The sequence below is a fragment of the Kribbella sancticallisti genome, assembly GCF_039530625.1.
GTDB lineage: Bacteria > Actinomycetota > Actinomycetes > Propionibacteriales > Kribbellaceae > Kribbella > Kribbella sancticallisti.
In genome coordinates, this window is the sequence record NZ_BAAAOS010000007.1 from 54717 (window position 1) to 69886 (window position 15170).

Here is a 15170-nt window from a genome sequence, read left to right on the forward strand (position 1 = left end):
AGTGCCATCCGACCTGGCCATCAACCTCGTCGCCACTTTCATCGCGTTTCTGACTGGTCTCTTCGCGCGCTCCGCCTACCACCGCCTGCGGGGAAAGGCTCTGCAGCGGAACCGCAAGCGCATCATGGAGCAGCGCCATCCGACCTTCACTGCTCCATGGCTGGTCAACTACTACCGCGAGAACGGCCACGTCGACGATCTCTATGCGGCGGAGTTCGGTGACGGTGTAGTCCAGGTGCCATTCCTGGTCAGGCCGACCTGGCACCTGGACAACGTCTCCGAGGACGAACTCATCGACCAGGCGATGCCGCAGCGGCAAGCGACTGTGCCGATCGACCGGAAGCTGTTGAAACGCCGTGGGCGATACCTGTCCCTGACCGACCGGCACGGCGAGCCATGGAACGATCTGATCGCCTGCGCCAAAGGTGTGTCCGAGACCGAGGCCGGTCCTCGTATTCAACTCCAGGTCGCCGAGTACTTTCAGTACCTTTCGGCATGCGGGCCACTCGAGGACGAGACCTATCGCGCGGTGCGTACGGCGAGAGCCAAGACGCCCATCCGGGATCGTGTCCTGAGCTCGGCTGCCGAAGCCGCCCGCTGTGATCTCGGTGCGCACGCGTTCGGCATGCAGGTGGCGGTCGTCTTCGACGACGGTCAGCGACTTCGGATCCTGATCCAGCGACGTTCGTACTCCGTCTCCATCTATGGTGGCGCCTTGGCCGTCGTTCCGGTGTTCGGATGCCAGACCACCGACCTCACCGCCAATACCCGCGTGTCCTTGTTCCACAACTTCCTTCGAGAGGTCTACGAGGAGCTGTACGGCGGAGCCGAGGTCGAGCAGAAGACCGCCAGGGTGGATCCGGCCTGGTTCTACCGTGAGGCTCCGATCGAACGCCTGATCAAGGCGCGTTCCACCGGGCAACTCGACTTCCGCTTGCTGGGCTTCGGTTTCGACGCGCTGAATGGCGAGATGGACGTGCTGGCTCTAGCCTTGTTCAAGGAGAGCCGCTTCTCTCGGATCGAGTTGAGTGAGATGGCCATGAACTGGGAGATCAATGACATCCAGGTGTGGGATCTGTTCGGCCAGGAACTGACTGACGCCCTGACGGCCGGCGAGTTCTCACCGGGCAGCGTTTACACGATCATGCGTTGCCGGCAGCAGTTACGCGGGCAACTGCCCGCGCCCGCATGAGCCAGTCGTACGAGTCGTGCGCACTGTGTGATACCCGGAAGCGTTCCATCGAGTACGAGCTACCCATCGGCACGATCGTCGCGTGTGAGCGATGTGGTCTGGTCTCCCTGGTGGATTCGGAGACGAGCGAATTGGTCACGTGCTCGTACGACGCTGGTTACTACCACGCTGCGGCCGGCAACGCCTCGGTCGGCTACACCGATTACTTCGGATCGGAGGCGACGTCCCGAGATTCATTCGCGCGAAGCCTGGCCGTCGGGTTGACCACACGATTCCCTGCGGCCCGGAAGACGCTGGACATCGGTTGTGGCGGCGGCTATCTCGTGCGGGCGTTGGCCGATCGCGGCCTGGACGCACGCGGCGTCGACACCTCAGCCTTCGCTGTCGCTCATGGCGTCGAGGGAACTGCCGGAAGGCTCGTCGAAGGCACGATGTCGGTGATGGCGGACGTGGCTCCCTTCGACATCGTCACGATGATGGACGTCATCGAGCATCTACCCGACCCGGTGTCAGCAATCCGCGGAGCCTTCTCGTTCCTGCGCGAAGGCGGCAGTCTCGTGGTTCTGACGCCGCGATACGGCGGTGCCCTGCTCCAGAGGCAGGGCACCGAATACGTCCACTTCAACTCGGATCACATGTATTACTTCACCGAGCAGACGTTGTCCGCTGTGCTCCGAAAGGCAACGGGTAGCGATGTGGCGACACAGGACGTGCTCAGCACTTTGATGGACTGGCATGTCGCCGTTCCCGCGGATGTCCAGCACAAGTACACAGCGGACCGCGACAGCATCATCGCAGTCGTGACCCGCGAGCTAGATGTACTCCGCGGCGCCGGCCTTCTCCAGTTCGTCAACCATCTTCTTGACGTCCTGAGCGCGACTACGATCACAAACCAGCAGGACATCCGACGTGTCGACGATGACGAGGTCTTCGACGCCGATCGCCGTCACGAGCCTGCTTCCGTCTGAGACGACGACCAGATTCTTGCTGTCACTCATCCGAACGTCTGATGCCGACCTGTACCGGTCAGCCTCCCGGGCGGCATCCACCTCGATGATCACGTTGCCGTTCTCATCTCCCCCCTGAATCTCTCCCAGGGCGTGATAGTCGCCGACATCGCTCCATCCGAAGTCGCCGGGGACAGTGGCGACCATTCCGTCCCTGGCCGCGGGCTCCATCAGCAAGTACTCGATCGCGATTTTGGGCAGGTTCGGCCAGACGCGGGCCAGCACTTCCTCCCGCTCGTCGGACCACCATGCCGCCGCGATGATCTGGAGATTGTCGTGGAACTCAGGCTCACGCTTCTGAAGCTCCTCCAGGAAGACCTGCACACGCCAGACGAAGAAGCTGGCATTCCAGAGATACTCGCCGGAATCCACATACTCCTTCGCCAGTTCGTATTTCGGCTTCTCGACGAACTCTTCGACCCGGAACATCCCCGTATCACCGATCGCGGAGCCACGGCGGATATAGCCATATCCGGTCTCCGGTCTCGTGGGTGTGATCCCGACGGTCATCAAGTTTCCGTCCTCCGCCCCCTTGATCGCTGTCTCCACCGCGGCGCAGAACCGCTCGGGGTGCCTGACGACGTGGTCAGCCGCGAACGAGCCCATCACCGCCTCGGGATCGATCGTCGCGATCACCGCGGCTGCCAGTGCGATCGCTGGTCCGGATTCGCGGGGCGCGGGTTCGACCAAGATGTTGCCGGCCGGGAGCTCGGGCAGCTCGCGGCTGATCAGCGGGGCGAGCACCCCACTTGTCACCACATAGGTGTTCTCCTCAGGCGCCAACGGACGGAGCCTGGTCAACGTTGCCCGGAGAAGGCTGCTACCCGGGGCTCCGAGCGCCCGCATGAACTTCGGGTAGTTGGCCCGGGACAACGGCCAGAGGCGCTTCCCGCTTCCGCCGGCCGGAATGATCGGGTAGAAACCGGCTCTTGGCGATGTCTTCGCGTCGGTCATTGGAAGACTCTAGCTGGCGGATATCAGGAGTCCGCTACCCGCCGTCGCTCACCCGCGGTCGAGTCCAGGGTTGCAGCTGAATCCCCACTACCGGGCGGGGCAGGGTGGGAGGTCAGGACGTACCAGTTGTGCGGTGGTACGACGGTGGGGTCCGTTGGGGGTGGGGTGTTCTCGGGGTGGGCCTCGAGGGTGTAGCCGGTGAGGTCGAGGGGGAAGTGGTGGGGCTCGTCGGCGAGGTTGAGGAGGACCAGCAGGTGGTTTTCGCCGTCGTGGGAGTGCAGGGCGATGGCTTGGTTGGTGAGGTGGTCGACGGTGGTTCGTGCTCGCACCAGCCACGCGTTGCGGCGGCGTACGGAGATGAGGCGTTGGTGCAGGCGGTACGTCGGCCAGCCGTCGGGTGCGAGGTCCGCGGGGGTCGCCGGGAAGGCGGGGCGGATCGCGTCGTCGCCGCCCTCGCGATCCTCCTTGAGGCCGCGGAAGGCCTGTTCGTCGCCGTAGTAGATGCTCGGGATGCCCGCCACGGCGAAGAGGATCGCGAACGCGTGGCCGAGGTGCCGTTCGTCCTCCAGTTGGGTGGCGATCCGGGTGACGTCGTGGTTGCCGACGAAGGTCTGTGGCACGAACGTGTCGAGCAGGTCGTCGTGCCGCTTCAGCGCGTACTCGAGTTCGAAGAAGTTGCCGTCGTTCAGCGAGCTCCAGATCGCCTTCCACAGCTCGTACTGCGTGATCGAGTCGAGCCCGCTCTCCTCGGCATAGCCCGCGTAGTCCCCATGGATCACCTCGCCGAAGAACCACGCCTCCGGGTACTGCGCCCGCACCTGCTCGAGCACGCCCCGCCAGAACCCAGCCGGTACTGCGTACGCCGCGTCCAGCCGCCAGCCGTCGACGCCGCGCGCGAGCCAGTGGCACATCACGTCCACCACGTACTGCGCGACGGCGGGCTCGTCGTGGTTCAGCACGACCAGGTGCTCATGGCCCTCGAAGACCTTGGTCTGGAAGAACTCCGGCGGCGCCTGGAAGCTCCGCCCGACGTGGTTGAAGACGCCGTCCAGCAGGACCCGCAGACCTCGGCCGTGCGCGGCTTCGATCAGCCGGTCGAAGTCCTCGTCGTCACCCAGGCGCGGGTCGATCCGGAAGTAGTCGACCGTGTCGTACCCGTGCGTCTCCGCGGCGAAGACCGGGCCGAGCAGCAGGCCCGAGCACCCCAGTTCGACGACGTAGTCGAGCCAGTTCTCCAACTGTCCGAGCCGATGCCGGACCGGCTCCTGGGCAGTAGCCTCGGCGCCCACGAACCCCAACGGGTAGGCGTGCCACCAGATCGCGTGGTCAGCTCTGCTCGGCTGCATCTTCGGCCGGGAGTTCGCAGGGCACCGGGTCCGGGACGATCTGGTCGACCGCCGTCCGCGGTGGTGGCAGCCGGAGATGGGCCATGTCCGCCGGCACCGGGGTATCCGGGCGGAAGACCGAGTCCGACTCACCGTCGATGCCGGTCGCGGGAGCGTCGGTCAGCCGGAACCGATCGCGGAGCCGGCCGTAGAAGTCGGTCGGACGGAGCCGGACCAGGCGGAGCCGCCGGACCGAGCCGAAGACGCCGATCCAGTCCCCCGGGTCAAGGATTCCGCGCAGTTGCCCGTCGATGCTGACCGCCGCCTGCCCAGAGTGCGGCAGCACCCGCAGCCCGACTGGTTCGTCAGGAGCCGCCACCACGGTCCGGTTGAAGGTCATGTGCGGCGCCACCGGGGTGAACACGACCGCTTCCATGTTCGGCGACAGGATCGGGCCACCCGCCGCGAAGCTGTACGCCGTACTGCCGGTGGGCGTCGCCACGATCACCGCGTCGGCCGAGTACGAAGCGAGCAGGCGGCCGGCCATGTAGACCCCGAGGCTCACCTGGTGGTCCCGGGCCAGCTTCTCCAGCACCACGTCGTTCAGGGCGGTCACGTCGAGGGCCACGCCCCATCCGTCGCCCTCGGTCGTCTCCGGTCGGAGGCCGGGTGGCGGCAGCGACGGACCGTGCCCGAAGCGGAGCAGAGCGTCCATCCCGGTTGGGATCTCCAGCGGCCGGGAGGCGCGCATCGTGAGCGTCATCCGCTCCTCGATCGTCGCCTGGCCGTTGTGGACGGCCTCGAGGGCCGCTTCGACGTCGCTGCAGGCCACCTCGGTCAGGAAGCCGACCTTGCCGAGGTCAACGCCCAGTACGGCGGCGTCGTTCTTGGCCGCGATCCGGGCGCCGCGCAGGAACGTCCCGTCACCGCCGAGCGTGACGACGAGGTCGGGGCTGCCGGCGTGCTGGAGTTCCGCCATCCCGCCGCGCCGGTGCTCGTGCTGCTTCCACACATCGATGTCGGTGCAGCCGATGCCGTTCCTGCCGCACCACTCACGGACCACTTCGGCCGCCTGGACGGCCAGCGGGCGGCCTTGATGAACGACGAGGCCGAGACGGCGGACAGGCACAGTCGATCTCCTTCGGATGGTCTGCGACCACCGTATGACATGGGGTCAGGCGTCTCCGGCGGTGGCGTGACGGGCGGCGGCCGTGATGATCGCATCGGTCTCGTCGTCGAACTCGCCGATCACCTCCTCGAGCAGATCCTCGAGGGCGACCACGCCGACCGGCTCCTCACCCTCCTGGACCACGGCGAGCTGTGAGTGGTTCTCGCGCATCACCCGGATCGCGACGGCGACCGGCGTGCCCGCCTGCAGCCGGAGGGGTTCGGTCATCAGGTCGGTGGCGCGCAGCGTGGTACCGCCTCGCGTGGTGGCGCGGGCCGCGTCGCTGACGTGCACGATGCCGCAGATCGCGGTACCGGTGCTCACGACGGCCAGGCGGGAGCGGCCTTCCCGGCGGCTGGTGAGCTCGACCTCGCGGGCCGGCGCCGAGGCGGGCACCGTGGACAGCTGCGAGGTCGGCGTCATCACCTGGGCGACGGTCGTGTTCTGCAGCGCCAGCATCGCGGTGAGCAGTTCGTGCTCGGGTTCGTCGAGGGTGCCGTGCTCGCGGGAGGACTCGATCAGCAGCCGCAGTTCGTCCGGGCCGTGCGCGTTCGCCAACTCGTTCTGCGGGGTCACGCCGACCAGCCGGACACACGCGTTCGCCAGGCTGTTCAGCACCAGCAGCAGTGGCCGGAAGACGTAGGTGAAGCCGCGGAACGGCAACGCCAGCAGCAAAGCGGACCGCTCCGGATCACTGATGGCCCAGGACTTCGGCGCCATCTCTCCCAGCAGGACGTGCAGCAGGCCGATCCCGCCGACCGCGATGATGAGGGAGACCACGTGCCCGACGCCCTCCGGCAGACCGAGCAGCTCGAACAGTGGATGCAGCAGGTGGGCCACGGCGGGCTCCGACAACGACCCGAGACCGAGCGTGCACAAGGTGATTCCAAGCTGAGCGCCCGCGAGCATCAGCGACAGCTCGCTGACACCGGCGATCGCCGCCCGGGCCGAACGGCTGCCGGCCGCGGCCGCCTGTTCGAGCCGGTGCCGCTTCGACGCGACCAGCGCGAACTCGGCCGAGACGAAGAACCCGTTGAGGATCAGCAGCAGCAAGGAGATGAGCAGCGCGACGGTGGTGCTCATGACAGCTGCTCCAGGACGACGAGGCCGGGCACGTGCCGCAGTACGGTCTGCACTGTCAGCTGGGCTCGCTCGAGCGGCACGGGTCTGCCGTCATGGTCGAAGCGCTGCGGCAGCTCGATGATCAACTCGTCGCCGATCACGGGGAGCCGGCCGAGCCCGGACATCACCAGGCCGGAGACGGTGTCGTAGTCGTCGTGCTCCGGCAGCTTGATCCCGGTCGCCTCCTCCACCTGGTCGATCCGCAGCCGGGCGGGCAAGGTCCAGGTGCCGTCCGGGTTCTGCTCCAGCTCCGTCTGGGGCAGATCGTCCTCGTCCCGGATCTCCCCGACGAGCTCCTCGGCGATGTCCTCCAGCGAGACGATCCCGTCGAACCCGCCGAACTCGTCCACGACGACGGCCAACTGGCGGTGCGCCGTACGGAGTTGCTGCAGGACCGCGGGCAGTTGCAGGGTGAACGGCACGACCACCGGCGCCGAGGCCAGCGAGCCGGTGGTGACGTGGGCCCGATCGGCCGGATCGACCTCGACGACGTCGCCGATCGCGATCACTCCGACCACCTCGTCGACCGAGGCGGCGATCACCGGGAACCGGCTGTGCCCGGTGTCGAGCAGTTCCACCACCCGGGTCAGCGGGTCGTCCTCGTGCACGGTGACCACGTCCACCCGCGGCGTCATCACCTCCCCCGCGATCCGGCGGCGGAAGTCGAGCCCGCGGTCCAGCAGCCGGGTGGTGTCCTGGTCCAGCAGCCCCTGCTCGTACGACGACGCGATGATCCGGTCCAGGTCCTGCGCGGTCGCGCCCTGCGGGAGTTCCTCGACCGGCTCGATGCCGACCCTGCGCAGGATCCGGTTGGAGGTGGCGTCGAACACGTGGATCAGCGGCCCGGCGACCATCAGGTAGACCAGCGTGGACCGGGACAGCCGCAGCGCGATCGCCTCCGCCCGGGCGATCGCCAGGTTCTTCGGAGCCAGCTCGCCCAGCACCATCTGGATGATGGTTGCCAGCAGCAACGCCAGGATCACCGAGACGGACAGGCTCACACCGGTGGGCAGCCCGGCCGAGCCGAGCACCGCCTCCAGCCCTTCGCCCAGGTAGGGCTGAGCGACGTACCCGGCCAGCAGCGCGGTCACGGTGATGCCGACTTGCGCGCCCGACAGGACGAAGGACAGCCGCGACGTCACCTTCAGCGCGCGCCCGGCAGCGGCGTCACCGCCGTCCGCCAGGCCCTGCAGCCGGCTCCGGTCCACCGCGACGTAGGAGAACTCCTGCGCGACGAAGTAGCCGGTGGCAACGGTCAACGCCAGGATCAGCCCGAGGCCGATCAGGATCAACATGCACTGACTTTACCGCCGCCTTCACCGCTGCCCAGTCAGGACCTTTCCGTCCTGGATCAGTTCGCCGTATGTGCTGGGGTCGACGTGGTCGTCCAGGATGAGGTCGAGGATGGGTTCGACGGCCTGTTCCGGGGTCCGGGCCTGGCTGAAGTCGTCGAACCAGGGGCGGGACGCGCGGGTGTCCACCAGGCCGGGGCAGACCGAGGCGACCAGCGTGCCGGTGGCGAGATCGGCTTCTCGTCGTTCGGCGGCGACTGCTCGGACGGCGGCGACCTGGGCGACCTTGGACGGGATGTTGATCCAGAGGGGCCAGCCCTGCTCCTCGGCCGTGCCCTCATGGATCGCGCTGCGCCACTCCTCGACGGCGGACTCGATCTGGTCGAGGGTCCGGCCGTCCTCGAAGAGAGGCTGGTGCTTCGCGTCGAGGTGGTCGAGGGTGCCGAGGGCGCTCGCCACCACGATCAGCCGGCCGCCGGGGCGTAGTACGGGGCCGAAGGCGCGCAGTACGGCGTGGGCGCCGTCGTTGGCGACGGCGATGAAGGTGTCGGCTTGTTCGGCCTGCGGGAGGTCTGGGGTCAGCGGGCCGATGGCGTTCGAGATGACGATGTCGACCCCGCCGTACTGCGCTGTGAGGTCGGCGGCGAGGTCCGCGACGGCCTGGGCGTCGGTGACGTCGAGGACGCGGCCCTCCACCTTCGCCGTGCCCTTCACCTGCTCGGCGGCCTCGGCGACTCGCTGGGGGTCGCGGCCGGTGAGGAGGACCAGGTCGCCGGCCTCGAGCCTGCCTGCCAGGCCCGCGACCAGTGCGAAGCCGATGCCTTGGTTGGCCCCGGTGACCAGGGCGATGTGTGGGGAGCTCATGGAGCCAGGCTAGGAATGCCGCGCCCATGACTCCAACGAGACCTGAGCACAGGTAGCATGCGTAAACGTCATGGACTTTTCCGACGTATCCCTGGTCGCGCTGCGGGTTTTCCGCGAGGTCGCCGAGCGCGGGACGTTCACCGCCGCGGCGAGCGCCCTCGGGTACACCCAGTCGGCGGTGTCCCGCCAGATCGCGTCGATCGAGCGGGCGGCACAGGCCCAGTTGCTCGAACGCCGCCGCGAGGGCGTCCGGCTGACTCCCGCCGGCCAACTCGTACTGCGGAACGCGGTGCGCGTGCTCGACCAGATCGACGCGACCACCCGCGAGCTCGCCGGGCTGCCGGCCGAAGGTGGCACGGTCCGGCTCGGCTGGTTCCCCACCGCTGGTGCCGTGCTGTTGCCTCGGGCAATCGGCTTGCTGCGGCGGGCTCCTGTGACGCTGATCAGCCGGGAGGGCCGTACTCCTACTCTGATTCGGTCGCTGCGGGCCGGAACCATAGACCTGGCGATCCTCGCCTCGGTCCCACCGTTCCGGGCGCCGGACGCGGAAACGCCGGCCTTGATGCTGGAAACCCTCGCCGAACGGCCCTTGCGGCTGGCGCTTCCCGCTGGTCACCCGCTGGCCGCTGCGGACTCGGTCGCTGTTGAGGACCTCCGGGGCCAACGCTGGATCGCGGGAGGGTCGGACAACCTCTTGGGCGTCTGGCCGGGGCTGGATGAACGCCCTGAGATCGCCCATATCGCCCGGGACTGGCTCGCCCGGCTCCACCTGGTGGCGGCCGGTGCCGGGCTCACGACCGTGCCTGCTTCGCTGGATGGAGCCGTGCCGCCCGGCGTACGGGTTGTCAGTGTGCGGGGAGGTCCGCAGGAGATCCGCCGCGTGGTCCTGGCCCGGCTACCCGGCCCTCTGCCGGAGTCCACGGCTTTGGTGGCCGACGCCATCCGTGCTGCCGCTCGAACGTAGGGTTGCGGGGTGACCGGAACCCTGCCCGAACTGTTCAGCGCCGCGGTTCGTCGCGATGGCGCCAATCCTTTCCTGACCTATTACGACGACGTCTCCGGCGAGCGGATCGAGTTGAGCGCGCTCACCACGGCGAACTGGGTCGCGAAGACCGCGAACCTGCTGGTCGACGAGTACGACCTGGAATCCGGCGAGACCGTCGCGATCGGCCTGCCGCCGCACTGGCTGGGCGTCGTCTGGGCGTTGTCCGCCTGGTCCGCCGGCTCCTCCGTGACCACCGGTGAGGGCTCGGTCGCGATCACCGGACCGGACTTCGGCATCCGTGGCACCCGCGAGACGATCGCGTCCGCGCTGCTCCCGCTCGGCGGCCGATTCCGCGAGCCGTTGCCCGCCGGAGTACACGACTACGGCGCGGAGGTGTACAACCACCCGGACGTGTTCGTGCCCTTCGATCCGCCCGCGGCCGACTCCCCGGCGTACGACGATCGCACGCACGCCGAGTTGATCCGCACCGCGGAGCCGATCGCGGACCGCGTTCTCACCACCGCCGACCTGGTCGCGCCGGACGGGATCGGGATGTTGATCGGGGTGGTCTCCGGAGGTGGTTCGATCGTGCTCTGCCGCAACCTCGACGAGGGCAAGCTCGAGCGGCGAATCGCAGACGAGAAGGTCGACCGTGTGTTGAGACCGGACTCACAACACTATCTGGAGGGGCACTGATGGAGCGGTTCGATGGGAAGGTCGCGCTGGTCACGGCGGGGGCGCAGGGTATCGGCGAGGCTGTCGCCCGGCGGATCGCGGCCGAAGGCGGCTCGGTGGTCGTCACGGATCTGCAGGAGGAGAAGGTCCGGGGTGTTGCCGAGTCGATCGGTGAGCGGGCGTTGGCGTTGCGGGTGGACGTGACCTCTCGGGAGGACGTCGACGCGGCCATGGCGGCGGCGGTCGAGCGGTTCGGGCGGCTGGATGTGCTCGTCAACAACGCGGGTGGGTGCATCGTCAGTTCGGTGCCGGAGGACACCACCGCCGAGGAGTGGCACCAGCAGCTCGACCTGACGCTGGTCGGTGCCGCACGTTGCATCCAGGCGTCTCTGCCGCACCTGGTGAAGACGCAGGGCAACGTGGTCACCATCAGCTCGGTCAACGGTCTGGCGGCCTTCGGCAACATCGAGTACGCCGCGGCGAAGGCGGGCCAGATCGCGATGACGCAGAACTTCGCCGCCCGCTACGGCACCCTCGGCGTCCGCTTCAACGTCGTTGCCCCCGGCACCATCCGTACCCCGAACTGGGACTCCCAGCCCGGCACGCTGGAGAAGTTCAAGTCGTTCTATCCCCTCGGGCGGGTAGGCGAACCCGAAGACATCGCCGCTGCTGTGGCGTTCCTGGCTTCTTCCGATGCGTCCTGGATCACCGGCCTCACGCTGCCGGTCGAAGGGGGCGTACTCACGGGGCCTGGCTTGTTCGACCTCACTCCGTCGGGGCCGTTCTACAAGGAATACGACGTCTGATCACGTACCCGCTGGTGGGTGGACCGTCCTGCACTTTCACCGCCGGGCAAGCAAGTTGGCGGGCGTACCGTGGTGGGATGAAAATCGCGTTCGCGGCGGATGACGAGAACGAGTGCGTTCGCGCGGTGCTGGCGGCTCTGCGGGAAAAGCATGACGTGCTCACCGACGAATCGACATCCTGGACGAGCATGTCTCGCGCGGTGGCCGAGCAGGTGGTCCACGGCGCGGCGGACTTCGGTGTGCTGATGTGCTGGACCGGCACCGGTACTGCGATCGCCGCCAACAAGGTCCCGGGCGCCCGTGCCGCGACCGTCGCCGACGCATGGACCGCGGAGAACGCCCGCCGATGGAACGACGCCAACATCGTCGCCTTGAGCCTCAAGCGCCTAGCGCCCGACGTCGCGGTGGAATGCGTCCGAGCCTTCCTCTCAATCGACGCCCCCGACCCCGACGAGCTCACCACCATCCGCGATATCGAACCCTGAGACATCCGATCTACCTAGCAACGAACTGTTTACAGCCCGCAATCCCCCCTCTAGGGTTTCGACAATTCATCGGATCTCTGGGGGCTTAGGATGCGTCTCGTGACCACCGGCTTCGCTCTGTTCGCCGCTGTGACCGTCGTGGCGGGGCTGTCCACCCCAGCGGGGTCGTCGGCTGCTCCGCCGCCCGCTCCGGCCGGTAGTCCGGGCGGGGATCTCTCGCTCTGGTATACCGAGCCGGCCACCGACTGGGAGTCCGAAGCCCTGCCTATCGGCAACGGCGCCAGCGGCGCGATGATCTTCGGCGGGATCGGGACCGAGCACCTCCAGTTGAACGAGAAGACCCTCTGGACGGGCGGCCCGGGCTCCAAGCAGGGCTACGACTTCGGCAACTGGCGGACCCCGCGGCCGACGACGCTGGCGGACATCCGCAAGCAGATCGACCAGAACCTGAAGGTCTCCCCCGACGTCGCGACCAGTGCTCTCGCGCAGAACGAGATCGGCTTCGGCGACTACCAGCCGCTGCTCGACCTCAAGCTGGCGATGGACCCCGCACCCGAGGACGTCACCGGCTATCGCCGTCACCTGGACATCGAGAACTCGCTGGCCGGAGTCCAGTACGACGCCGGCGGCACGCGCTACACCCGCGAGTACTTCGCCAGCGCGCCCGGCAACATCACCGTCGCCCGGCTCAGCGCCAGCAACGAGGGCAAGATCGGCTTCACCGCCAGCCTCACCGGCGAGTCGAACCGGACCCGCACGGTCACCGCCAAAGACGGCAGGATCACTGTCAGCGGTGCCCTGCTCGACAACGGCATGCGGTACGAGTCCCAGGCGCAGGTCATCACCACCGGCGGCACCCGCACCGACAACCCGGACGGCACGGTCACAGTGGCCGGCGCTGACTCGGCAATCCTGATCGTCAGCTCAGGGACGGACTACTCCGACGTCTACCCGACGTACCGGAGTACTGATCCACACGCTGGCGTCACCAGCCGGGTCGACGCGGCCAGCCGGCTCCAGTACGGCGTACTCAAGGCTCGGCACATCGCGGACTACCGCAAGTTCTTCGACCGGGTGGACCTGCGGCTCGGCCAGGTGATGCCGAACATCCCGACCGACGAGTTGCTCACGCAGTACCGCGAGGGCACGGCTGGTCCCGAGGCGCGGAAGGCCCTGGAGGCGTTGTTCTTCCAGTACGGGCGTTATCTGCTGGTGGCGTCGTCCCGGGACAACTCGCCGCTCCCGGCCAACCTGCAGGGCGTCTGGAACAACTCGACCACTCCACCGTGGCGATCCGACTACCACACGAACATCAACCTGCAGATGAACTACTGGCTCGCCGAGACCACCAACCTCAGCGAGACCACGGAACCGCTGTTCGACTTCGTGGACGCGTTGGTGCCGCCGGGGCGGGTGACGGCGAAGGAGATGTTCGGGGCCGACGGCTGGGTGGTGCACAGCCAGACGAACCCGTTCGGCTTCACCGGCGTGATCGGGTACCCGCTGGCCTTCTGGATGCCGGACGCGGGCGGCTGGCTCGCGCAGCACTACTGGGAGCACTATCAGTTCACCCGGGACAAGAAGTTCCTGAAGGAGCGGGCCTACCCGTTGATGAAGGAACTCGCGGAGTTCTGGATCGACGAGCTGCAGGTCGATCCGCGCGACGGCAAGCTGGTCGTCACGCCGAGTTTCTCGCCCGAGCACGGTGACTACTCGGCCGGCGCCGCGATGCCGCAGCAGATCGTCTGGGACCTGTTCACCAACCTGTCCGAGGCGGCGCCGGTCGTCGGCGAGACCAAGGCCTACCGCGACCAGCTCGCGTCGATCCTGCAGCGCCTCGACCCCGGCACCAAGGTCGGTTCGTGGGGCCAGTTGCAGGAGTGGAAGGAAGACTGGGACGACCCGACCGACCAGCACCGGCACACCTCGCAGCTGTTCGGCCTGCACCCCGGCCGGCAGATCCTCCCGGCGAAGAGCCCGGAACTGGCCGCCGCGGCAGTGAAGACCCTGGAGGGCCGAGGCGACGGCGGCACCGGCTGGAGCAAGGCCTGGAAGATCAACTTCTGGGCGCGTCTGCTGGACGGCAACCACTCGCACAAGATGCTGTCGGAACTGCTCAAGACGAGCACGCTGAAGAACCTGTGGGACACGCATCCGCCGTTCCAGATCGACGGCAACTTCGGCGCCACGGCAGGCGTCGCGGAGATGCTGCTGCAGAGCCACGCCGGCTCGATCGACGTACTGCCCGCCTTGCCTGACACCTGGGCCGACAAGGGCTCGTACGACGGGCTGCGGGCGCGCGGGGCATTCACCGTCGGGGCCACCTGGCAGGACGCGGCGGCCACGGAGATCCGGCTGCACGCGGACCAGGGCGGCACCGTTGCCCTGCGCAACCAGATCCTCGCCGGGCCGTTCTCGGTGACGGACGAGCGCGGCCGGAAGGTCGAAGTACGCCGTACTGGCGCCGACACCGTCTCGTTCGCCACCTCGGCGGGCGGGGACTACGTGGTACGCGCCAAAGCGGTGCTCAACCTGGAAGCACCGGCGGCGGTGGGACTGCGGCCGGTCGAGGTCAAGGCGTCCGTCATCGCGGTGGCCGGCAATCTTCCGGCCGGCGAGCTGACCCTCGACGTACCGGAAGGGTGGACGGTCAGCCCGGCCTCGGTGCAGACGCCGGCGGTTCGCCCGGGCCGCCCGTACCCGGTGACCTTCACGGTGACGCCGACGATGGCCTCGGGTGAGGGCGACTTCACGCTCGCGGCCAAGCTGACCGCGAAGGACCTGCAACTGTTTGCGCGCGCGGGGACCGGTCTGTGGCGGACCAACCTCGCCCGCGGCAAGGCCGCGACCCAGAGCAGTACCGCGCACAACGCGCCGGCTTCACGAGCGGTGGACGGGAACACCAGCGGCAGCTGGGGCGACAACTCGGTCACCCACACGAACGAACCGTCCAGCGAAGCCTGGTGGCAGGTCGATCTCGGCAAACCCGAGGCACTGTCGCAGCTCTCGGTGTGGAACCGGACCGACTGTTGTTCCGACCGGCTGAGCAACTACTGGATCATCGTCTCGGAGAACCCGATCACGGCCGCTTCCTTGCTCGAGGCACGCACCGCGCCGGGCGTCACCGCCATCCGCCAGGCCACCACCGCCGGGAGCCCGACGACCGTCGACCTGAACGTCACCGGCCGGTACGTCCGGATCCAGCTGGAGTCCACGTCGAACCCGCTGTCCCTCGCGGAGGTGAAGCTCTACCCGGCCGGCGGCTGAGTGGCGGGCCCGCCTGTGCGGGCCGCCG

12 protein-coding genes and 1 pseudogene are annotated in these 15170 nt (G+C 67.9%); 7 read left to right on the forward strand and 6 right to left on the reverse strand.

Annotation, left to right across the window (positions count from 1 at the left end):
- Nucleotide 1 precedes the first annotated feature (1 nt).
- Nucleotides 2-1192: a hypothetical protein gene (locus ABD255_RS03430; protein ID WP_344209601.1), complete on the forward strand. Its 1191-nt coding sequence runs from the start codon at nt 2-4 to the stop codon at nt 1190-1192.
- Nucleotides 1189-2160 carry a class I SAM-dependent methyltransferase gene (locus ABD255_RS03435; protein WP_344209603.1) on the forward strand — a complete coding sequence of 324 codons (972 nt, stop codon included), beginning with the start codon at nt 1189-1191 and terminating at the stop codon, nt 2158-2160. Before ABD255_RS03430 ends, ABD255_RS03435 begins: the two co-directional genes overlap by 4 nt.
- Here the strand turns inward: ABD255_RS03435 and ABD255_RS03440 are convergent.
- The 6 genes and pseudogenes from ABD255_RS03440 to ABD255_RS03465 form a co-directional block, all read right to left on the reverse strand.
- Nucleotides 2095-3153, reverse strand: a pseudogene (locus ABD255_RS03440) (mannose-1-phosphate guanylyltransferase); the annotation flags it as partial. The gene ABD255_RS03435 and the pseudogene ABD255_RS03440 sit on opposite strands and share 66 nt — an antisense overlap.
- A 23-nt stretch (nt 3154-3176) precedes the next feature.
- On the reverse strand, nt 3177-4499 hold the full coding sequence (locus tag ABD255_RS03445) for an alpha-amylase family protein (protein ID WP_425554373.1): 1323 nt from the start codon (nt 4497-4499) through the stop codon (nt 3177-3179).
- Complete coding sequence (locus tag ABD255_RS03450) at nt 4480-5607, reverse strand: NAD(+)/NADH kinase (protein WP_344209605.1); 1128 nt, start codon at nt 5605-5607, stop codon at nt 4480-4482. Before ABD255_RS03450 ends, ABD255_RS03445 begins: the two co-directional genes overlap by 20 nt.
- Before the next feature lie 45 nt (nt 5608-5652).
- A complete protein-coding gene (locus ABD255_RS03455; protein ID WP_344209607.1) occupies nt 5653-6729 on the reverse strand; it encodes a hemolysin family protein in 1077 nt (358 codons plus the stop codon).
- Nucleotides 6726-8063, reverse strand: coding sequence for a hemolysin family protein (locus ABD255_RS03460; protein WP_344209609.1), 1338 nt, complete (start codon nt 8061-8063; stop codon nt 6726-6728). The genes ABD255_RS03455 and ABD255_RS03460 overlap by 4 nt, the downstream gene beginning before the upstream one ends.
- A 21-nt stretch (nt 8064-8084) precedes the next feature.
- A complete protein-coding gene (locus tag ABD255_RS03465; RefSeq protein ID WP_344209611.1) occupies nt 8085-8924 on the reverse strand; it encodes an SDR family NAD(P)-dependent oxidoreductase in 840 nt (279 codons plus the stop codon).
- 70 nt (nt 8925-8994) lie between these two features.
- On the opposite strand from ABD255_RS03465, the gene ABD255_RS03470 reads away from it, so the two are divergent.
- The 5 genes from ABD255_RS03470 to ABD255_RS03490 all read left to right on the forward strand — a co-directional run bounded on the left by ABD255_RS03470 (nt 8995) and on the right by ABD255_RS03490 (nt 15142).
- A complete protein-coding gene (locus ABD255_RS03470; RefSeq protein ID WP_344209613.1) occupies nt 8995-9888 on the forward strand; it encodes a LysR family transcriptional regulator in 894 nt (297 codons plus the stop codon).
- 9 nt (nt 9889-9897) lie between these two features.
- Nucleotides 9898-10605 carry a TIGR03089 family protein gene (locus tag ABD255_RS03475; RefSeq protein ID WP_344209614.1) on the forward strand — a complete coding sequence of 236 codons (708 nt, stop codon included), beginning with the start codon at nt 9898-9900 and terminating at the stop codon, nt 10603-10605.
- Nucleotides 10605-11390, forward strand: coding sequence for an SDR family NAD(P)-dependent oxidoreductase (locus ABD255_RS03480; RefSeq protein WP_344209616.1), 786 nt, complete (start codon nt 10605-10607; stop codon nt 11388-11390). Before ABD255_RS03475 ends, ABD255_RS03480 begins: the two co-directional genes overlap by 1 nt.
- Nucleotides 11391-11467: 77 nt before the next feature.
- Nucleotides 11468-11875 (forward strand): RpiB/LacA/LacB family sugar-phosphate isomerase, encoded by a 408-nt coding sequence (locus tag ABD255_RS03485; protein WP_344209618.1) that lies wholly within the window; start codon nt 11468-11470, stop codon nt 11873-11875.
- Between the two features lie 99 nt (nt 11876-11974).
- Nucleotides 11975-15142, forward strand: a complete 3168-nt coding sequence (locus ABD255_RS03490) for a glycosyl hydrolase family 95 catalytic domain-containing protein (RefSeq protein ID WP_344209620.1) — start codon at nt 11975-11977, stop codon at nt 15140-15142.
- The last annotated feature ends 28 nt before the right edge of the window (nt 15143-15170 follow it).